At 71.2% G+C, this 18,928-nt stretch carries 18 protein-coding genes; 9 read left to right on the forward strand and 9 right to left on the reverse strand.

Translation table 11 applies throughout. The annotated features are described in order from the left end of the window. Nucleotides 1–113: 113 nt before the first annotated feature. The 4 genes from AB0259_RS08540 to AB0259_RS08555 all read right to left on the reverse strand — a co-directional run bounded on the left by AB0259_RS08540 (nt 114) and on the right by AB0259_RS08555 (nt 3,047). On the reverse strand, nt 114–1,313 hold the full coding sequence (locus AB0259_RS08540; protein ID WP_366222311.1) for a glycosyltransferase family 4 protein: 1,200 nt from the start codon (nt 1,311–1,313) through the stop codon (nt 114–116). Then, nucleotides 1,310–2,212, reverse strand: a complete 903-nt coding sequence (locus AB0259_RS08545; protein WP_366235835.1) for an ATP-grasp fold amidoligase family protein — start codon at nt 2,210–2,212, stop codon at nt 1,310–1,312. The genes AB0259_RS08540 and AB0259_RS08545 overlap by 4 nt, the downstream gene beginning before the upstream one ends. Next, nucleotides 2,191–2,526 (reverse strand): hypothetical protein, encoded by a 336-nt coding sequence (locus AB0259_RS08550; RefSeq protein WP_251578012.1) that lies wholly within the window; start codon nt 2,524–2,526, stop codon nt 2,191–2,193. The genes AB0259_RS08545 and AB0259_RS08550 overlap by 22 nt, the downstream gene beginning before the upstream one ends. Nucleotides 2,527–2,588: 62 nt before the next feature. Beyond that, nucleotides 2,589–3,047: a GNAT family N-acetyltransferase gene (locus AB0259_RS08555; RefSeq protein ID WP_366222309.1), complete on the reverse strand. Its 459-nt coding sequence runs from the start codon at nt 3,045–3,047 to the stop codon at nt 2,589–2,591. Between the two features lie 89 nt (nt 3,048–3,136). On the opposite strand from AB0259_RS08555, the gene AB0259_RS08560 reads away from it, so the two are divergent. Then, nucleotides 3,137–3,340 carry a hypothetical protein gene (locus tag AB0259_RS08560; RefSeq protein ID WP_251578008.1) on the forward strand — a complete coding sequence of 68 codons (204 nt, stop codon included), beginning with the start codon at nt 3,137–3,139 and terminating at the stop codon, nt 3,338–3,340. An 8-nt stretch (nt 3,341–3,348) separates the two neighbouring features. On the opposite strand, the gene AB0259_RS08565 is transcribed toward AB0259_RS08560, so the two are convergent. The 3 genes from AB0259_RS08565 to AB0259_RS08575 all read right to left on the reverse strand — a co-directional run bounded on the left by AB0259_RS08565 (nt 3,349) and on the right by AB0259_RS08575 (nt 7,213). Continuing rightward, nucleotides 3,349–4,680: an APC family permease gene (locus AB0259_RS08565; RefSeq protein WP_366222307.1), complete on the reverse strand. Its 1,332-nt coding sequence runs from the start codon at nt 4,678–4,680 to the stop codon at nt 3,349–3,351. Beyond that, complete coding sequence (locus AB0259_RS08570) at nt 4,677–5,741, reverse strand: YihY/virulence factor BrkB family protein (RefSeq protein WP_366222305.1); 1,065 nt, start codon at nt 5,739–5,741, stop codon at nt 4,677–4,679. Before AB0259_RS08570 ends, AB0259_RS08565 begins: the two co-directional genes overlap by 4 nt. A gap of 89 nt (nt 5,742–5,830) precedes the next feature. Beyond that, the gene (locus AB0259_RS08575) at nt 5,831–7,213 is read right to left on the reverse strand and encodes a cytochrome P450 (RefSeq protein WP_366222303.1); all 1,383 of its coding nucleotides are present in this window, start codon (nt 7,211–7,213) and stop codon (nt 5,831–5,833) included. 148 nt (nt 7,214–7,361) lie between these two features. On the opposite strand from AB0259_RS08575, the gene AB0259_RS08580 reads away from it, so the two are divergent. The 8 genes from AB0259_RS08580 (at nt 7,362) to AB0259_RS08615 (ending at nt 16,251) form a co-directional block, all read left to right on the forward strand. Next, entirely contained in the window at nt 7,362–8,315 is a 954-nt protein-coding gene (locus AB0259_RS08580) for a phosphodiester glycosidase family protein (RefSeq protein WP_251578000.1), read from the forward strand. Between the two features lie 3 nt (nt 8,316–8,318). Beyond that, nucleotides 8,319–9,458, forward strand: coding sequence for a bifunctional glycosyltransferase family 2/GtrA family protein (locus tag AB0259_RS08585; RefSeq protein ID WP_366222300.1), 1,140 nt, complete (start codon nt 8,319–8,321; stop codon nt 9,456–9,458). Next, entirely contained in the window at nt 9,455–10,078 is a 624-nt protein-coding gene (locus AB0259_RS08590; RefSeq protein WP_251577996.1) for a DUF4956 domain-containing protein, read from the forward strand. Before AB0259_RS08585 ends, AB0259_RS08590 begins: the two co-directional genes overlap by 4 nt. Then, the gene (locus AB0259_RS08595) at nt 10,075–10,878 is read left to right on the forward strand and encodes a polyphosphate polymerase domain-containing protein (RefSeq protein WP_366222298.1); all 804 of its coding nucleotides are present in this window, start codon (nt 10,075–10,077) and stop codon (nt 10,876–10,878) included. The genes AB0259_RS08590 and AB0259_RS08595 overlap by 4 nt, the downstream gene beginning before the upstream one ends. After that, nucleotides 10,863–12,653 carry a carbohydrate-binding domain-containing protein gene (locus AB0259_RS08600; protein WP_366222296.1) on the forward strand — a complete coding sequence of 597 codons (1,791 nt, stop codon included), beginning with the start codon at nt 10,863–10,865 and terminating at the stop codon, nt 12,651–12,653. Before AB0259_RS08595 ends, AB0259_RS08600 begins: the two co-directional genes overlap by 16 nt. An 82-nt stretch (nt 12,654–12,735) precedes the next feature. Next, the gene (locus AB0259_RS08605) at nt 12,736–13,464 is read left to right on the forward strand and encodes a response regulator transcription factor (RefSeq protein ID WP_285875694.1); all 729 of its coding nucleotides are present in this window, start codon (nt 12,736–12,738) and stop codon (nt 13,462–13,464) included. Further along, on the forward strand, nt 13,461–14,927 hold the full coding sequence (locus AB0259_RS08610) for an ATP-binding protein (protein ID WP_251577991.1): 1,467 nt from the start codon (nt 13,461–13,463) through the stop codon (nt 14,925–14,927). The genes AB0259_RS08605 and AB0259_RS08610 overlap by 4 nt, the downstream gene beginning before the upstream one ends. Before the next feature lie 82 nt (nt 14,928–15,009). After that, nucleotides 15,010–16,251 (forward strand): hypothetical protein, encoded by a 1,242-nt coding sequence (locus tag AB0259_RS08615; protein ID WP_366222293.1) that lies wholly within the window; start codon nt 15,010–15,012, stop codon nt 16,249–16,251. Nucleotides 16,252–16,276: 25 nt separating this feature from the next. On the opposite strand, the gene AB0259_RS08620 is transcribed toward AB0259_RS08615, so the two are convergent. Both AB0259_RS08620 and treS read right to left on the reverse strand, forming a co-directional pair. After that, on the reverse strand, nt 16,277–16,576 hold the full coding sequence (locus AB0259_RS08620) for a DUF3072 domain-containing protein (protein WP_251577988.1): 300 nt from the start codon (nt 16,574–16,576) through the stop codon (nt 16,277–16,279). A gap of 62 nt (nt 16,577–16,638) precedes the next feature. Next, the gene (treS, locus tag AB0259_RS08625; RefSeq protein WP_366222290.1) at nt 16,639–18,927 is read right to left on the reverse strand and encodes a maltose alpha-D-glucosyltransferase; all 2,289 of its coding nucleotides are present in this window, start codon (nt 18,925–18,927) and stop codon (nt 16,639–16,641) included. Between the last annotated feature and the right edge of the window lies 1 nt (nt 18,928).

Raw genomic sequence — 18,928 nt, forward strand, 5'->3', positions numbered from 1 at the left:
ACGGTGATCTCGAGCGGATGCTCCTGGAGGTCGTCCGGGATGCGGACGGTGTACTCATCCCCGTCGCGGACGACGCGGGCGGTGCGTTCCAGCCTAGGCGCGAGTCGACTCGATCACGCCGCGACGACCGCACGGGACAGGAGACGGTCCACCGCCGCGCGGAGGTCGTCGGCGACCGGCGCGGGAGCGAACCGGTCGACGGCTGCCTGGGCTCGCCCCGCTCGCCTGTGGGCGGCGTGCGGGTCCTCGATCACGTGGGACAGGGCGACGGCCAGCGCGTCGGGGTCGGCGGGAGGGACGACCAGGCAGTCGTCCCCGTCGGTGCAGAAGTCATCGAACCCGCTGCCACCGGTCACGATGAGCGGTGTCCCGGCCGCCTTGACCTCGACGGCGACGTTGCCGAAGCCCTCCCATCGCGACGGACACATCACCACGTCGGCAGCCGCGATCGCACCGAACAGCTCGTCCCCCGCGACGTGGCCGAGGAAGGTCATCCGGTCGCGTGCAGCCGCGGGCACGCGGTCGAGCAGGGCCGACCGCGACGGCTCGAACCGGTCGTCACCTCCGGCACCCGCGAGCACCAGTCGCGCGGTGGGATGCCGCAGCGCGACGCGCCCGAACGCATCGACGCCCTCGAGCACGCCCTTCCGCCGTTCGGTGCGCCCCAGGAACAGGACGGTCGGCCCGCAGGCCCCGGGCCAGTTCGCCGGCGGCCTGCTGACGGCCGCCGCGCGGCGGACCGCGGCGACGTCGACGCAGTTGCGGACCACCTCCGTCGGCGGCATCCCGTTCCAGATCTGCGCGGCACGGGCGGCCATCGCGTGCGAGATGGCCACGATCCCCTCAGAACGCCGCACCTGCCGTGCCTCGAGGAGGGCCTGGAGCACGACCGCCGGCCGGCTCGGTGCAGGCAGGTCCGCGAGCCGCAATCCCGAGATCTCGTGCGCGAGACGGACGCCCGTCGCGAGGTTCGTCACCAGCGGGGCGTCCGGCGGAAGGAACGCCCCCAGTCCCATCCACTCCGGCAGGAACACACGGTCGTATGTCCCCGCGCGGAAGACCCGGCGCACCGTTCGGGCGCGGTGGACCAGGGCGGCAGCGGGCGGCATCCCTTCGGCCGGGACGATGACCAGCCGGCGGATGCCGGGCGCCACCCGAGCCTCGACGGGAGCGTCCGAGAAGACCACGAGATCGATCTCGATCCCCTGGGCCGCGAGCGCCGGCAACAGGGCGGCGTAATGACGGCCTATCCCGCCGGTGTAGGACGTCACCCCGGCATACTCGGTCGCGGCGACGAGCCAGCGCTCGGTCACCGGTACCGCCGGGGCACGGTCCAGTGGCGACCGAACTCGGTGTTGAACGACTCGGGGTGGAACGGACTGTCACCGCCGGCGGGGAAGCTCGTCAGCTCGCCGAACACGATGCGACCGTCGACGTCGTACAGGTCGACGCGGACGAAGTCGGTGCCCTCGGCGAGCGCCTCCGCGACGCGGATCATCTCGGCGAGAGCCGTCGGCCGCGGCGGTGTCGGGTCTGCCCACGGCGGTCCGCCGCTGAGCGGCAGATGGGTCCAGCCCCGGTCGAAGAAGTCTTGCGTGCGACCGGCGAAGCGCCCGGCGTCGACCTGGATGTACTCCACCCGCCCGTGGAAGGCGAAGAGCTTGATGTCGTCAGGGATGCGGTCCGCCTCACCGCCCAGCATCTCCTCGACGATGATTCGTCGCGGTACCCGCCCGTAGACCCATTCGCGGTTAGGGCCCTGCCCGTACAGCTGGGCGAGCCAGTCCTTCGCGATGCGCAGGAGGTGCTCGCGCGCGGCGTGCTCGGGCCGGACGTGACGGTAGACCCAGCCGCCGTCCTCGGGCAGCCGCGCGTCCACCGGTGCCGAGGGTGAGACGATGATCGCCGCCCCGCTGCCGTGCGTCGGCTTCAGCACGAACGCGTCGGGCAGCTCGAGCGACAGCAGGTCGTCCGCGCTCTCCAGGACCGTCGCCGCGGGAAGGTGGTGGGCACCGACGCGCTCGGCGACGTATGCGCGCACCGCCGCCTTGTCGGCGAACGTGACGATCAGGGGCCGGTGGTCCCGGAGCATCTTGTAGCGGACCTTCTCGCGGAAGGTGACCGGCCGCCTCGTCCGCCAGAGGCGCCACGCCCGGACGATGCGGCTGCGCTCCCGCCAGCGTGCGCGTCTCAGAACGACTCCTCGTACCAGGGGTCGTCCTCTTCGTACGGGTACTCCCCGATCGTCTCGGGCGGGTGCACCAGACGGTCGTTGCGACTGAGCAGGTCCATGACGGAGGCCTCGTCCTCGATCGGCGCGGCGGGGCCGTCGTGGGGCGTCGTGTAGAGCTGACTCGCGGGCCCGATGAGCATCGACGAGACAGCGGGGCCCTCGGGGGTCGAGATGGGGAAGGTGACGAGATCGGAGGCCTTCTGCTCGGCGAGGGTCTTCGCGTAGCGCATCACCGCGTCCGCGATGGCACCCGTCGTGACGATGTAACCGTCGGAGTAGTGGAGCTCGAGCATTGCTCGATGGTGCTCCCCCGGGGGCTCGGATCGATGGGGGTCGCGCCCCCGGCATCCGTCTCTTACACTGCGCCGTCGGCGGCGCGGGTCATCGGAACGTGCGGGATCCGGTCCTCGATGTAGGACGGGCCCGAGGTGACGAAGCCGAAGCGCCCGTACCAGTCCGCGAGGTGCTCCTGCGCGTCGAGGACGAACGGGCGCGCCCGGTCGAGACCCGCCGCATGCTCGATGGCGCGCCGCACGAGGTCGGCGCCGACGCCCCTCCCTCGGGCCGCGGAGCTCGTGACGACGCGGCCGATCCGCCACCGTTCCCGCTCGTCGAGCAGCCGGAGGGTCCCGAGGATCTCACCATCCTCCTCCGCCCATCCGATGAGGGCGCCCGGCTCGACGTCGCGGCCGTCGAGCTCGGGGTACGCCGCCTGCTGCTCGACGACGAACACGCTCACGCGCAGCCAGAGGATCCGGTAGAGGGTCGTCGCCGGGATCTCGGCGAGCGGGGACAGATGGATGCCGACGGTCACCGCTTCACGTTACGCGAGGCGGGCACCACACCCGCCCGCCGCTCGCAAGCCCCTGCCGCGACAGTCGTCGTCGGCGGAGCGTGAGGGGCATGAGCGAATCCGACGACATCCGACAGCCACTCGACCACCTGCCGAAGAAGGAGGACCGCGACCGCGCGATCGAGATCGAGGAGCCCTCCTACCCGGGAACGGACTCCCCGCACGGCGGCTCCGCGGCCTCGCCCGCGACGGCCGCCGAACCGGACGAGCCGAACCGTCACGGCGTGGCGAAGCTGCCGCCCACCGGCCGCTGAGCCGGCGTTCAGCGGGTCGAACTCTTCCGCGCCCTTCCCGCCCGTGACCGAAACCATCGGGTGACGCCGAACAGCAGTGCACCCACGGCGAGCAGGATCGCGCCGAAGAGCCACACCATGCCGGACTGCTGCGTCAGCAGGAGGACGCACGACGCGACACCGAGGATCGGGACCGCGGTCCAGACGCGGAAGTGGTCGTGCTCCACGCGGTCGCGGCGCAGGACCAGTACCGAGACGTTGGCGCTGAGGAAGACGAACAGCAGCAGGAGCACGACCGTCTCGGCGAGCAGGCTCAGGTCTCCGATCAGGGTCAGCAGCATCGCGACGAGGGTCGTGGCGAGGATGGCCACCCAGGGCGTGCGCCGTTTCGGGAGGACCCGCCCGAGAACCTCGGGCAGAAGACCCTGTTCGGACATCCCGTAGGCGAGCCGGCTGGCCATGATCATCGTGAGCAGAGCTCCGTTCGCAACGGCGACGAGCGCGATGAGGCTGAACAGCCACGGCGGCACGCCGACCCCGGCGGCGGCGACGACGTCGAGCAGCGGACCGCTCGAGTCGACGAGGTCGCCGGGTGGGAGCGCGATCGCGCTGGCGAGGCCGACCAGGACGTAGACGACGCCCGCGGTGACGAGGGACGCGAACAGCGCGCGCGGGTAGGACCTCCGCGGGTCCCGCACCTCTTCGATGACGTTCGCCGAGGTCTCGAAACCGACGAACGAGTAGTAGGCGACGATGGCTCCGCCGAGCACGGCCGTGGGCAGCGCGGCATCCGTCGGCAACTCGAACACGCGCCCGGGATCTCCGCCCCCGCCCGCGACGAGGATGGCGACCACGACGATCACGATCACGAGACCGCTGAGTTCGACGAGTGTCATGACGAGGTTCGCGCCCATCGATTCCCGGATGCCGCGGGCGTTGAGCGCCCCGACGACGGCCAGGAAGACGACGGCGACGAGCGGTGCCGGCAGGTCGATGAAGGTCGAGAAGTAGTCACCGGCGAAGGCGATTGCGAGCCCCGCGGCACTGACGACGCCGGCGGCGAGCATGCAGAAGCCGACGAGGAACGACACGAGGGGACTGCGGAACGCCCGCTCGGCGAAGACCGCCGCACCGCCCGCGCGGGGATACTTCGTGACGAGCTCCGCGTACGAGCCGGCCGTGAGCAGCGCGAGCAGCAGCGCCACCAGGAGCGGGGCCCACAGCATCCCGCCCACCTCCGCCGCGAGGACGCCCATCAGCGCGTAGATCCCCGCGCCGAGGACGTCCCCGAGGATGAAGGCGAACAGCAGGGGCCCGGTGATCCCCCGCTTCAGACGGGTGGGGGTGTCGACATCCGTCATCGGTTCTCGTCCTCGCCATGGGCGAGGCGGATGCGTCGGCCTTCTTCGATGTCCTTCTGCTCCTTGGCGGCCTGCTTGTCGGACTCCCGCGTGTCGCGGGCCGGCAGCTGGATGTCCTCCTCGGCGGCGATGCCGCCCTGCAACTGGCGGCCGCGCTCGAGTTCGGCGTCGAACTCCGCCCCGAACAGGAGCACGTTGTTGGCGATCCACAGCCAGAGCAGGAACACGATGACACCCGCCAGCGAGCCGTACGTCCGGTCGTAGTTCGAGAAGTTGGCGACGTAGAACGCGAAACCCGCGGTGGCGAGGATCATCACGACGATCGCGATCAGCGCGCCGATGCTGATCCAGCGGAACTTCGGCTGCTTCGCGTTGGGTGTCGCGTAGTACAGGATCGCGACCAGGAGCACGACGATGAACAGCATCACCGGCCACTTCGCGATGTTCCAGGCGAGAAGTACGCCGTCACCCAGACCGATGGCCTCGCCGAGCGATCGGGCCACGTCGCCCGAGAGGACGAGGCCCAGCGCGACCAGCGCGAGCGAGACGACCGCGACGAGCGTCACGAGCAGCTGCATCGGGCGCAGCTTCCAGAACGGACGCCCCTCCTCGATCTCGTAGATCCGGTTCATCGCCCGTGAGAAGGCCCCCACGTACCCGGACGCCGACCAGAGGGCCACGAGGATGCCGACGACGAGGGCGACGCCCGCTCCGGGGGATGATGCGACCTGCTGGATCGGCCCCTCCAGCGCGCTGGCCGTGTCGGAGGGGGCGACGTCGCGCACGATTCCGAGGACGGCGTCGGCGGTGGCCTGCCCCTGGCCCACGACGCCGAGCAGCGAGAAGATCGCGATGAGCGCCGGGAAGAGCGCGAGCACCCCGTAGTACGTGAGGCCTGCCGCGGCATCCGTGCATTGGTCCGCGCTGAACTCACGGATCGTCTTGCCCAGCACGTACTTCCACGACCGCTTCTTCACGTCGGTCACGGAATCGGGTTTGCGGGATGCCTCGGGGTCGGGGGCGTCCGTGCGTGTCGTCTGGCGGGTGTTCTGTTCTGCCATGGTGTGCCTCCTGGTCGGAGGTCACCCTGCTGCCGCGACCTCGCAGTTCAGAGGGGGTTGCGTGGCCTGGGCGATCGTGGCATCGGACCTCAGCGGTGGAACGGGCAGCGCGCTCCGTCGGACGACCCCGCGGCCCGCACGCGCCCGCCCGAGCGGGGCTTCGTCGGCATCCGTCGCTCGTTCACCTCGAGCCCCGCGGGGAGGACGGTGAGGCGGGGGTCGCTGAGGGCGCTGATGGATGCCGCGAGTCCCGCGATCGCGAGCTTCTCGCCCGGACAGCGATGACCCGTCGCGACGTCCGCGCCCCCGTGCGGGATGAAGGCGGCGATCGCCTCGTAGTCGTCGACGCCGACGAAGCGCTCCGGGTCGAACACGTCGGGACGTTCCCAGGATCGCTCGTCCGTGTCGGTGCCGAGGATGTCGAGCACGATGCGACCGCCCGCGCGCACCGTGCGACCGTCGACCTCGATGTCCTGCGTGGCGAACGCCGGCAGCATCGGGACGAAAGGCGACAGGCGGCGGATCTCCTGGGCGAACGCGGTGGCGAGCGGACCGTCCACGAGCGATGCTCGCTCGCTGACCTCCGCGGCGATGCGCTCCCGCCACTCCGGGTGCTCCTGCAGCCGCTTCGCGGCGAAGGCGCTGAAGCGGGCGACGGCGATCATCGGACGGAAGCTGTTCTGCAGTTCGACCCCCGCGAGACGCGCGCTGAGCAGTCGGCCGTCCCGGTCGCGGTGCCACGCCCAGGCTGCCAGCGCGGTGTCCGGGTGAGCATCGAGCCGCCCCGCGCGGACAGCGCGGATCAGCCGCTCGGCGTGACGGTCAGACCAGCGCCGATTCAGCGCGGACAGCACGTACTCGGGCGAGTAGGGCACGCCGAACCCCTCGACGATCTGCGCCTGCCGCCGCGCCCACCGCGTCTTCGCCTCGCCGGTGCCGGGGAGCCCTGCCCACCGCATGATCGCGCGGCCCAGGGCTCCGACGGCGGCGTCGTACGCCGACCGCGTTCCGCCGGCGATCCACTCGTCGACCTCGTGCCGCCACTCCCGCTCGAGATGCGGTCGCAGCCGGGCGACCTGCTCGTCCTCGTAGAGCGCCGAGACGAAGGTGGCTTTCCGGTGCCGGTGGTCCTCGCCGTCGAGGCTGTGGACGGACTCGTGCCCGAAGAGGGTCTCCTGGATGAACGGCGGCATGGCCCCGTGGCGCGCGACGCGCTGATCGTCGTAGAACGCCGCGACCCCCTCCGCGCCGCGGACGAGGAGCGCGTCCGAGAAGAGCAGGCGCATCGGCGCGGACCGCGCGCCACCCGGAACGCGGCGCCAGATGTGCTCGCCGAAACGGTAGCCGCGGGTCAGCAGCGAGGCGGAGTCGTCGCGCCACGCGGCGCGCGACACGACACCGAGCGTCGGGTCCGCGGCGCGCTCTGCACGGGTCTGCGGTGTGGGCGTCGAAGTCTCATCGGTGGTCGCCATGCTCCGACGCTCGCAGCCGGCCGCCGTGCCCGACAGGGGCCTGCGTATGCGGACGGCGTGTGGTAGTCGGCATCCCGGACGGCATCGTTAATCCCGCTCTCAGCATCGGTCAACGTCGGCCCGACATTGCGTCCGTACTCCTGGAGGCATGCCTCACACCGTCAGACCGCGCCGCCGCCTCCGCACCGCCCTCATCGCCGGCGGCCTCACCGTCGCCCTCGCCGTCGGAGGGGCGACGGCGTGGGCCGCCGATCGCTTCCTCATCGAGCACGTCGAGATCGCCGACGTCTCGGCGTACGAGGCCGAGAACTCCGCCGTCGAGCCGACGACATCGGCAACGGATGCGGCGGGTGCCGTCGACGGAGACACATACTCCGACGGCGAGACAAGCATCACCGTGTCTCAGGTCGTCACCGGTTCGGGCGACGACACCCTCACGTACTACGTCGCCGATGTGGTCCTTTCGGACGCCACCCGGCTGCGCTCCGCGTTCGCGAAGGATCAGTTCGGCGAGAACATCACCGAGACCACGAGCGGCATCGCCGAGGACAACGACGCCGTGTTCGCGATCAACGGGGATTACTACGGCTTCCGCGACACCGGCATCGTGATCCGCAACGGCGTCGTCTACCGGGACTCCCCCGCGCGCACCGGCTTGGCCTTCTACACCGACGGAACGGTGCAGGTCTACGACGAGACGGCCACGAGCGCCGACCAGCTGCTCGCCGACGGGGTCTGGAACACCCTCAGCTTCGGCCCCGCACTCGTCGAGGACGGAGCTGCCGTGGCCGGAATCGACAGCGTCGAAGTCGACACCAACGTCGGCAACCATTCGATCCAGGGCGAGCAGCCCCGCACCGCCGTCGGCGTGATCGACGACGACCACCTCGTCTTCGTCGTCGTCGACGGCCGCAGCGAGGGCTACAGCCGCGGCGCGACCCTCACCGAGCTCGCCCAGATCATGATCGACCTCGGCGCCGTTACCGCCTACAACCTCGACGGCGGCGGGTCGTCGACGATGTTCTTCGACGGCGAGGTCGTGAACCAGCCCTCCAACGGCGGCGAGCGCGGCACGAGCGACATCCTCTACATCGAGGAGTGAGCCGTGATCATCCTCATCCCCGCCTACGAACCCGGCGCGACCCTGACGGACCTCGTCGGTGAGCTGACGACCTCCGCCCCCGGCATCCCGATCGTCGTCGTCGACGACGGCAGCGGACCGCACCATGCGGCCGTCTTCGACGACGTCGCCGCACTCGGGGCGACGGTGCTCGGACACGTGCGGAACCGGGGGAAGGGCGCAGCGCTGCGCACCGGATTCCAGCACGCGATGACCGCTTTCCCCGGGCGTGCGGTGATCACAGCCGACGCGGACGGTCAGCACGTGGTGCGGGACATCCTGAACGTGGGAGCGGCCACCGTCGCCGCGATGGACGCGGGCACGCCCGCGATGGTGCTCGGATGCCGCGACACCGGCCGACGCGGCAATCCGACGCGCAGCAGGCTCGGCAACGGCGCGGCGCGGGTGACGTTCCGCCTCGCGGCCGGGTGGAGCCTCTCCGACACCCAGACGGGGCTGCGCGGCATCCCGCCCGTCATGCTGCCCTGGATGCTCGACCAGCGCGGAGACCGCTTCGAGTACGAGCAGAACGTGCTCCTGCGCTGTCACCGCGACGGGTGGGCGGCGAGCGAGGTCCCGATCGAGACGGTCTACCTGGCGGGGAACACCTCGAGCCACTTCCGGCCACTGACCGACACCCTGCGGGTCGGGCTGCCGCTCGCGCTGTTCGCCGCCTCGTCGCTGCTGGCCTTCGCGGTCGACACCCTGCTGCTTTTCGTCCTGACCGCGTCGACGGGAGCCTTGATCCCCTCGATCGTCGCCTCGCGGCTCGTGAGCGCGACCGTGAACTTCGTCGTCAACCGGCACGTGGTCTTCCGACGCGACGGCGCAGGTGCTCTGCGCCGCGAGGCGACACGGTACGCCCTGCTCGCCGGTGCCCTGCTGGCCTCGAACGTCGCCTGGATGACGATGCTCACCGCAGCTGGGCTGCCGCTCCTGGCCGCCAAGCTCCTGACCGAGGCAGCGCTGTTCGCGCTCGGCTACCTCATCCAGCGAAGCGTCGTGTTCGACCGGACCCCGCGCGCGCCACGCCTCGAATCGGCGGTCAATGCGGCTCTTAGGAACGGTGAAGGTGCCGTCGCTCAGATGGACATCGTCACCACTCACCCACGGAGGAACCCATGACCATCGCCTCGATCTCGCTCATCGCGATCGACCTCGCCGCCGCCCTCATCCTGAGCCTGGGCCTGTACTACCGGCGTCACCGTCGTCGTGACCTGGTCGTCGCCTTCCTCGGGGTCAACGTCGGGGTGATGGCCGTCGCGACGGTCCTCGGCACGGCGGAGGTCGCACTCGGCCTCGGCCTCGGCCTGTTCGGCGTGCTCTCGATCATCCGGCTCCGTTCCTCGGAGATCTCGCAGCGCGAGGTCGCCTACTACTTCGCCGCTCTGGCCACGGGCCTGATGGCCGGCCTTCCGACCACCGACATCCTGCCCGTCACCGGACTCATCGCACTGATCCTCGTCGTGATGTGGGCAGCAGACCACCCGCGCCTGCTCTCCCGCAGCCGCCATCAGGTGGTGCGACTCGACCGTGCCGAGGCCGACGAGGCCGCGCTCCGCGCCCTCGTCGGGCAGCGGCTCGGCGGTGAGGTCACCTCGCTGACCGTGCAGGAGCTCGACCTCGTCAACGACACGACAACCGTCGATGTGCGCTACCGCATCTCGGATCAAAGCAGCATCTCGGCGGACCCGGCGACATCGCAGCGGATCGAGGGCCGTCTCACGGCCGGAGCAGTCCGATGAGTCCCGACGGCCTCGCCCGCTTCGCCGGGGTGAGCCTCGAGGACATGGTGGCCGAGGCGGCGCTCCTGGCCCGCGTCGACCGCAAGTACGTCGTGCCCCAGTCCGCACTGGGAGGCCTGCTCTCACAGGTCGACGAGCGCACCCGCGTCCTCGAGATCGACGGCGCCCGCCGGTTCGCGTACGAGTCCGTCTACTTCGACACCCCGGACCTGCTCAGCTTCCACATGGCCGCGCAGCCCCGCCGCCGGCGGTTCAAGCTCCGTACCCGCACCTACGTCGACACGCACGCCGCCTACCTCGAGATCAAGACCCGCGGCGCTCGTGGGACGACGGTCAAGGAACGGTCGGAGTACGACATCGCCCAGCGCGCCGTGCTCACCCCAGAGGCCCAGGAAGAGGTCGCCGCGGCGTTCGCGGCGATCGGCGTCGACACCGATCGCGTCGACGAGCTGGATGCCACGCTCGTCACCCGGTACGCACGGGCGACGCTCCTCGCCCCCGACCAGTCGTCGCGGGCGACCATCGACACCGACCTGCGCTGGGACCGCCCGGACGGCACCGGCTTCTCCCTCCCCGACCTCGCGATCGTCGAGACGAAGTCGCCGTCGTCGGCATCCGCTCTCGACCGACTGCTGTGGCGCGCCGGGCACCGTCCCGTCTCGGTCAGCAAATACGCGACCGGGCTCGCCGCGCTGAGCCCCGACCTCCCCCGCAACCGCTGGGGACGCCTCCTGCGCGGCCCCTTCTCCCCCTCATCCGCCGACATGCACACAGAGGAGCTGCCATGCGCCGCCGCCTGATCCTTCCCGCCGTCCCCCTCACCCTCGCCGGGCTCGTGCTCGCGGGGTGCGCCGTCACCGGCGTCGCCTCGACCGGCACGAGCGGGACCTCGTCCACGACGAACGACTCCTCCACCGTCGCCGTCGCCGAGATCGACTCCGATCTCGATCCGACGGCCGTCCTCGCCGCGAACGAGGACGCCACGGTCGTTGCCGACGACGAGTGGTCGGCGGACGACGCGGTCGACGTCACGCTCGAGGGCTCGACGGCGACGACGTCGGGGAACGGAGTGACCGTCGACGGGGCGACGGTCACCGTCACCGCCGGCGGCGTCTACCGCCTGACCGGGGATCTGACCGGGTCGGTCGTCGTCGCCGCGCCCGACGACGCGCACGTCGTGCTCATCCTCGATGGCGTCGACATCACGAACGCCGACGGTGCGGCGATCAGCGCCATCACCGCCGACGACGTCGTGATCTCCCTCGCGGCGGGCAGTGAGAACACGGTCTCGGACGCCGCGAGCTACGACGACAGCGCCGAGGCGAACGCCGCGATCCACGCCGACGCCGACCTCACCGTCAGCGGAAGCGGATCACTCGTCGTCGCCGGCAACGGCAACGACGGCATCGCCAGCACCGACGACCTCGCGATCATCGGCGGGACGATCACGGTGGATGCCGCCGACGACGCCCTCCGCGGCAAGGACGCCCTCGTCATCTCGGGCGGAACCCTCGAGGTCGCTGCCGGCGGCGACGCGCTCAAAAGCGACGACGACGAGGACGCCACACGCGGGTACGTCTGGATCTCAGGCGGTGACATCAGCGCCACCAGCGGCGACGACGGCATCGCCGCGACGACGGATGCCGTGATCACGGGCGGCACGGTCTCGATCAGCGCCGACGGCGCGGCGGACGCCGGCTCGAAGGGCATCAGCGCGGGCGTCGTCATCGCGATCGGCGACGGCGCGATCGACGTGTCGGCCACGGACGACGGCCTGCACTCCGACGGCTCGATCGGGATCTTCGGCGGCACGGTCGCGGTCACCGCCGGAGACGACGGCGCGCACGCCGAGGCGGCGCTGGAGATCGGCGGCGGCACGGTGACCGTCGAGCAGTCGAACGAGGGCCTCGAAGCGACCGACATCGCCATCAGCGGCGGGGACGTCGCGGTGACGGCGTCCGACGACGGGCTCAACGGCAGCGGCGATGCCGCATCGGACAGCGGGGCCCAGGGCGCCGAGGGGGGCATGGGCGGCGGCATGGCCGACACCGGCGAGACGATCACGATCTCGGGAGGCACCCTGACCGTGAATGCCGGCGGCGACGGCATCGACTCGAACGGCTCCGTGACCGTGACCGGCGGCGACATCGTCGTCTGGGGCCCGACCTCGGCCGGCAACGGTGCGCTCGACAGCAACGGCGGATTCGACATCTCCGGCGGCACCCTCCTCGCCGTGGGCAGCTCGGGGATGGCCGAGTCCCCCGACAGCGGCACAGCGCAGGCCTGGGTCGCCGCGACCGTCAGCGGATCCGCGGGAGACGAGATCCAGATCACAGATGCCGACGGCTCAGTCGTCTTCTCCATCACGGCGGAGAAGGAGTTCCAGACCGTGGTGTTCTCCTCCTCCGGCATCGACGCTGACGGCACCTACACGGTGTCTGCGGGCGGCTCGTCGGTAGCGGTGGCGGCGGGTGAAGCCGTCGCCGGCGGAATGGGCGGCGGCCCCGGCGGGATGGGCGGCGCTGGCGGAGGCACCGCACCCGGCGGTGTCCCCGGCGCCGGCGAACACTCCTGATCCCGCGCGGCCGTGCGGCGCGCCTCCTCCCCCCGGCCGCCGCACGGTCGCATTCCCCTCCTCGACACGGAAAGCTGATGCCATGAACTCTCCCCGCCCCGCCCCGCTGACCCGCCTCGACGGCTCCCCGATCCGCGTGCTGGTCGTCGATGACGAGGCGAACCTCAGCGACCTGCTCCGCATGGCGCTGCAGAACGAAGGCTGGGACGCTCGCACCGCCTCGAACGGCCAGGAGGCCCTCACGCTGGTGCGCGAGTTCGCCCCGGATCTCGTCGTGCTCGACATCATGATGCCGGGGATCGACGGCATGGAGGTGCTGCGCCGCCTGCGGTCGGCGGGCAACGACGTGCCGGTCCTGTTCCTCACCGCGAAGGACGCCGTCGAGGATCGCATCGCCGGCATCAGCGCGGGCGGCGACGACTACCTGACCAAGCCGTTCAACCTCGAGGAGGTCGTCGTCCGGCTGCGCGCGATGGCGCGTCGTCATGTGGCGGCGGCCGCCGCGGTCGAGACGCGTCTGCGGGTCGGTGACCTGACCCTCGACGAGGAGACGTACGAGGTGGAGCGCGGCGGCATCCCGATCAAACTGACGGCGAAGGAGTTCGAGCTGCTCCGCTACCTCATGCAGAACCCGCGGCGGGTCCTGTCCCGCGCGCAGATCCTCGACCAGGTCTGGAGCTACGACTTCGGCGGCACCTCGAGCGTCGTCGAGATCTACATCTCCTACCTCCGGAAGAAGATCGACACCCTCGGCGAACCGCTCATCCACACGGTGCGCGGCGTCGGGTACACGATCAAAGCAGCCTCATGAGCGCATCCGACCGCACCGGGCGGCGGCGCTGGACGCTCCGGCGCACCCTCGTCGTCGGCACCGGCACCCTCGTCGCGATCGCGCTGCTCGTCACCGGCCTCGCGACCTCGCTCGCCCTGCGCACCTTCGTGTACGACCGGCTCGACGGCCAAGTGCTCGAGACGCTGCAGATCATCCGCGTCGGAGGGGGGATGCCGGGCGGCTCCTTCCCATCCGACGGTGCCTCCGGGGACCGCGAAGGCCCCGCACCGCGCATCGGGTCGCTGCACGCCGTCTTCGCATCCGACGGGTCCGTGGTCTCCTCGAGCTACACGGGCGACGACGGCCAGGTGACCGCTCTCGACGAGAGTCAGCTCGACGCGATCAAGCGGGCCGCCCTCCCGTCGCGCACCCCCGAGACGGTCGACCTCGGCGACGGCCTCGGCGAGTTCCGCCTGGCGGCTCGGCAGGACGACGGGATGCAGGTGGTCGCCGGCATCTCGCTCGACGAGGTGACCGCCACGACATCCGCCCTCACCGTTATCCAGGTCGCCGTGGCCGGGAGTGCGTTGCTGCTCGTCCTCATCGGCCTCTCGCTCGTCGTCCGCCGGACGCTGCGTCCGCTCGACCGTGTCGCCGCCGTCGCGGACCGCGTCGCCGCGCGCCCGCTCGCCATCGGCGAGGTCGAGATCCCCGAGCGCGTCCCCGACGGCGACACCGACCCCGCGACCGAGGTCGGCCGCGTCGGACAGTCGCTGAACGTGCTGCTGGCGCACATCGAAGCGGCACTGACGTCCCGCCAGCACAGCGAGGACCAGCTCCGGCGTTTCATCGCCGATGCGAGCCACGAGCTCCGCACCCCACTGGCGTCGATCCGCGGGTATGCACAGCTGTCGCTCGGCGAGAACGCGCCGATGACGCCCACGCAGCAGCGCGCGTTCGACCGGATCGCCTCGGAGTCCACGCGCATGGCGGACCTCGTCGAGGACCTTCTGCTGCTCGCCCGGCTCGACGCCGGTCAGCAGCTGCGCCGCGAGAGCGTGGACCTCACGATGCTCGCGATCGACGCGATCAGCGACGCGCACGCCGCCGACCCCACACGGACGTGGCTGCTCGACCTGCACGAGGACGACACGATCGAGGTCACCGGCGACGAGAACCGGTTGCGTCAGGTGGTGGCGAACCTCCTGCGCAACGCGCGCACCCACACGCCGACGGGGACGCGCGTCGTGCTCGCCCTCCGCCGGGACGGCGGGGACGCCGTGCTGGACGTCGCCGACGACGGTCCCGGGATCGCACCCGACGTCCGCGACCGGCTGTTCGAACGGTTCGCGCGCGGCGACGTCTCGCGCAATCGGGATGCCGGGAGCACCGGCCTCGGCCTGTCGATCGCCGAAGCGATCGTCGCCGCCCACGCCGGTTCCCTCGCCGTCGCGAGCGCACCGGGTCGCACCGTGTTCACCGTGCGGCTGCCCGCGGACTGAGCCGCGGCATCCGCCCATATCCGCGGAACGGATCCCCGTCCACCCCTTCCGCGGTGCCGCTCCGCCGGTCCAGGCTGGGCGTGTGGAATTCGACGACGACCTCGGTGCCTGGGTGGCACGGCAGCGCTGGTATGCGGGCAAGAGTCACGATCCGCGGTTCCGCGTGCTCGACGCGCAGCCCATGGACGGCGCGACCCGCTACCTCCTCATGGACGACGCGGGCGCTGTCCCCACGCTCTACAACGTGCCGCTCGCCGAGGTGACGGATCCTGCCGGCGACGAGGTCGTCACCACGACCGCGGAGGGGCGTTCGGTGGTGGATGCCACGCGCCATCCTGCCTTCACGGTCGGACTCCTCGCGGACATGGGCGTCGACACGAGCCGTGTGACGGGATCGCGCGTCCTGACCGGGGAGCAGTCCAACACCTCGATCGTCTACGACGTCGACGGGTCGCCCACGATCATCCTCAAACTCTTCCGCACTCTGCACCACGGCGAGAACCCCGACGTCACCGTCCAGCGCGTGCTCAGCGACGCCGGGTCGCCGTACGTGCCGCGCTTCTACGGCAGCGCCGATGCCGAGTGGCCCGACGTCGGCCGCGAGAGCGGCACGGCGCGCGGCACCCTCGGGTTCGCGCAGGAGTTCCTGCCGGGGGTGCGGGACGGGTGGGCCATCGCGCTCGACGCCGCCCGCGAGGGCCGCGACTTCACCGACGCGGCCCGCGACCTCGGTGTCGCCGTCGCGGGGGTCCACGGCGACCTCAGCAACGCGCTCGAGTCGACCGCGGCCTCCCCCGAACAGCTCGACGCGGTGGGCCGCGCCTGGCGCCGGCGTCTTGCCATCGCGTCGGCCGAGGTCCCCGCCGTCGCGGACCGGCTCACGGCGATCGACGCCGTCTACGCCGCCGCGCTCGAACGCCCCTGGCCGCGGCTGCAGCGCATCCACGGCGACCTGCACCTGGGCCAGGTGCTCGCCGTGCCGCACGGAGGCTGGCGGATCGTCGACTTCGAAGGCGAGCCGCTGCGTCCGATGGCCGAGCGGGCGATCCCCGACCTCCCCCCACGCGACGTGGCCGGCATGCTGCGCTCCTTCGACTACGCGGGTGCCGTCGGGGCGGGCCCGGATGCCGCGGCCTGGGCGGAGGCGTGCCGCGAGGCCTTCCTCGCCGCCTACACCGCGGCGCCGGGCGCGATCGCCCTCGACCCCGTGCTGCTGCGGGCCCTGGTGCTCGACAAGGCGGTGTACGAGTCGATCTATGAGGCGCGCAACCGTCCGGACTGGCTGCCCGTCCCGCTCGCCGGCATCGACGCCGCGCTCGCCTGACGGGCGGGCGCGACGTCGTCGCCGCTCACTCGGACGCGCCGCGTCCCGTCGCCTGCTGCAGGCGGTCGATGTGCTCGGACGCCTGCGCCTTGGTGAGGTCGGCGGGGATCTGCTCGCCCGCCTCGCGCGCAAGGGTGTCGAGGTAGCTGCGCTGCGCGCCGGTCATCGGCTCGTCGCCGGTGACCCACTCCTCGGGGTCCTTGATCGCGGTGTCTCCGCTCGGCCCGCCGAGCATCTCGCCCGACTGCCCGGTCTCGGGCGGAAGGGAATGGCCCTCGGCGGGGGCGGTCGTGTCGTTCTCGGAGGGGATGCTCTGGTCGCTCATGCAATGACGCTACGCAGCGCCCCCGACATCACGGGAGGGCTTGCGCACCGGCGTCCGAGCGGTCACTCCTCGTGGGGCTGGGCCTCGAGCAGCAGGAACAGGGCGCCATACGCAGGCAGCGACACCGAGAAGCTCTGCAGGTCGTCGACGCGGCCGATGACCTCATCGGCTGCGGCGTCGCGCACCTCGCTCTGCGGGGTCAGGTGCTCGGACTGCACGGTGCCCTCGATGGGCTCGGCCGAGAAGTTCAGCACCGTCACCTGCACGGGGGCGTCGGCATCCGGCACCCCCTCGTCGAGTCGGTGGACCAGCACCAGCATGCCGGCGTGCGCCACCTCGGGGATGTCCACCTGCGTCGCCGTCGCGACGCCGTGCGCACGGCGGAGGTCGATGATCGCCGACAGGCGCGACGCGAACGATTCCGGGTCGTCGAGCTGCGCCGGCAGCGGACCGTAGAGCGCGCGCCCGCGCGGCATGCCCGAGGTGGACCGGGTCGCACCCGGGTCCACATCGAGCAGATCGTGCGCGCCCCGCTCGATCCAACGGGTGTCGCCGGCGCCGATGAGGTCGCCCACCTCGTCTCCGGGCAGCGTCAGCATGCCGACGAGGTCCCAGCCCGAGAGCCCGAAGACCCCGGGCTGCCAGGCGTTGTAGGCGCACAGCAGCAGGTGGGCGTCGCGGATCGCGGGGACATCGTCCTCGGTGATCTCGTCCAGGGACGGGATGCCGCGGGTCGCCGCGATGAGCGACGTCGACGTGCAGGCGATGCCGTTCTGCGTGAACACGCGGTTGTAGTCACCGGCATCCACCAGCTTCTCGGTCAGCTCGGCACGCACCACTTCGGCGAGCTCGCCGCCGGTGATGACGTCGCCGCGGAAGGCGTACTCCTCGTCGGCGTGGCGGGTGGCCCAGTGGACGAGCTCGTAGGTCAGCTCGTCGTGGTTCTGCAGACCGTGGACGAGCTGCACGGGGGCGACGCCGAGCTCGAGCGACGAAGTGAGCGCGAGTCGCAGGAACTCGGTCTGACCGGTGGCGAGGGCGTGGTGGTAACCCGGCCGTCCGATGAAGTCGTACGACAGGTCGGCGCCGACCGCGCCGGTGTCGCGGATGTCCTCCATCGTGAGGTTCAGCTCTTGGAACGTGAATCCGCCGACCTTGCGGACCATGCCCGCGATGATGTGGTTCGCCGCGTGCGAGAGCGGATGCCCCTCCGACCACGCGGGCAGCCCCTCGGCGCTCTTCTCCACGCCGAGGAAGCCGTTCGCGTCGAGGCGGAGCGCGCTCGTGCCGAGCTCGCCGAGCGAGTGCAGGGCGTCGCCGATCACGAGGCGCATGCCGGCGAAGGTCGGGTCGAGCCAGTTGATCGACGGCTGGCCCTGCTTGAAGTAGTGCAGGTACACCCAGCGGCGGGTGACGCCGTCGGGCCCGATCGCCGGCGCCGTCGCGCTCCAGTTCGTCTCCTTCACACCGGGCGTGTAGAAGATGACGCGCTGCAGCGCGCCGATGATGTAGCCGTGCTCCGAGAGCGTGTGCTCCGTCGCCGGGTCGAGGTTGACGCTGTCGTAGCCCTCGGGGACATCGGGCAGCAGGTGCCAGTCCTCCGGCGGGATCGCGACCATGTGGTAGATCCCGGGGTAGTCCTTGAACCCCATCTCGGCGAGGCGGAAGTCCGCGCCCTTGCCTGTGTGGCCGGGGACGATGTCATCGATGATGCTGCCGCCGTGCGAGTCGGCGACGTCGCACAGCGCGCGGAACTCGTCCTCCGTCCCGAACGCGGGATCGATCGCCGTGCTGATGCGGTCGAAGTGGCCGTCGACGCTGGGGGTCTCGCCCCAGCCCTCGATGCCGCCGGCGCGCTTGACGGGCCCGGTGTGGATGGCCGTGATGCCGATCCGCTCGAACACCGACCAGAGCTCGTCGTCGCCGAGGGCCGACAGGAACGACTGGCCGGGACGTGTGATGAGCGAGATCGGGTAGGCGGTGAACCACACGTCGCTGGTCGCGATCGCGCGCCGCGCGTCCGGGCGCGCGTACGCGTTCCGCCACATCGTGGGCTGTCCCGACAGCTGACGGGCGAGCACGTCGGCATCCTTCAGCATCGACTGACGCACCAGCCACTCGACGTACGACGGGTTCGTGCCGTTCGCGGTGCGCGGGTCGGTGCGGATGCGGCGCACACTGCTGCCGCGCAGGTTGTCGCGCGGGCGGAGACGACGCGGACGGGCGGGGTAGCGCTGCTCGTCGTAGCTGATCTCGGGCATCTCGAGATCGCCGTCCTCGGCGGCGGCGAGCGCCGACAGGTCGATGGGTCCGGTGTAGAGATCCTCGGGTCGATCGTCCTCATGCGCCATG

The sequence above is a fragment of the Microbacterium sp. NPDC080005 genome (assembly GCF_040702445.1).
GTDB classification, from domain to species: domain Bacteria; phylum Actinomycetota; class Actinomycetes; order Actinomycetales; family Microbacteriaceae; genus Microbacterium; species Microbacterium oleivorans_D.

Bases quoted from the DNA above. Each gene is read 5' to 3' on its own strand.
- AB0259_RS08550 (WP_251578012.1), bottom strand. From the start codon at position 2,526: ATGCTCGAGCTCCACTACTCCGACGGTTACATCGTCACGACGGGTGCC.
- AB0259_RS08560 (WP_251578008.1), top strand. From the start codon at position 3,137: ATGAGCGAATCCGACGACATCCGACAGCCACTCGACCACCTGCCGAAG.
- AB0259_RS08565 (WP_366222307.1), bottom strand. From the start codon at position 4,680: ATGACGGATGTCGACACCCCCACCCGTCTGAAGCGGGGGATCACCGGG.
- AB0259_RS08570 (WP_366222305.1), bottom strand. From the start codon at position 5,741: ATGGCAGAACAGAACACCCGCCAGACGACACGCACGGACGCCCCCGAC.
- AB0259_RS08575 (WP_366222303.1), bottom strand. From the start codon at position 7,213: ATGGCGACCACCGATGAGACTTCGACGCCCACACCGCAGACCCGTGCA.
- AB0259_RS08580 (WP_251578000.1), top strand. From the start codon at position 7,362: ATGCCTCACACCGTCAGACCGCGCCGCCGCCTCCGCACCGCCCTCATC.
- AB0259_RS08590 (WP_251577996.1), top strand. From the start codon at position 9,455: ATGACCATCGCCTCGATCTCGCTCATCGCGATCGACCTCGCCGCCGCC.
- AB0259_RS08595 (WP_366222298.1), top strand. From the start codon at position 10,075: ATGAGTCCCGACGGCCTCGCCCGCTTCGCCGGGGTGAGCCTCGAGGAC.
- AB0259_RS08600 (WP_366222296.1), top strand. From the start codon at position 10,863: ATGCGCCGCCGCCTGATCCTTCCCGCCGTCCCCCTCACCCTCGCCGGG.
- AB0259_RS08605 (WP_285875694.1), top strand. From the start codon at position 12,736: ATGAACTCTCCCCGCCCCGCCCCGCTGACCCGCCTCGACGGCTCCCCG.
- AB0259_RS08610 (WP_251577991.1), top strand. From the start codon at position 13,461: ATGAGCGCATCCGACCGCACCGGGCGGCGGCGCTGGACGCTCCGGCGC.
- AB0259_RS08620 (WP_251577988.1), bottom strand. From the start codon at position 16,576: ATGAGCGACCAGAGCATCCCCTCCGAGAACGACACGACCGCCCCCGCC.
- treS (WP_366222290.1), bottom strand. From the start codon at position 18,927: ATGGCGCATGAGGACGATCGACCCGAGGATCTCTACACCGGACCCATC.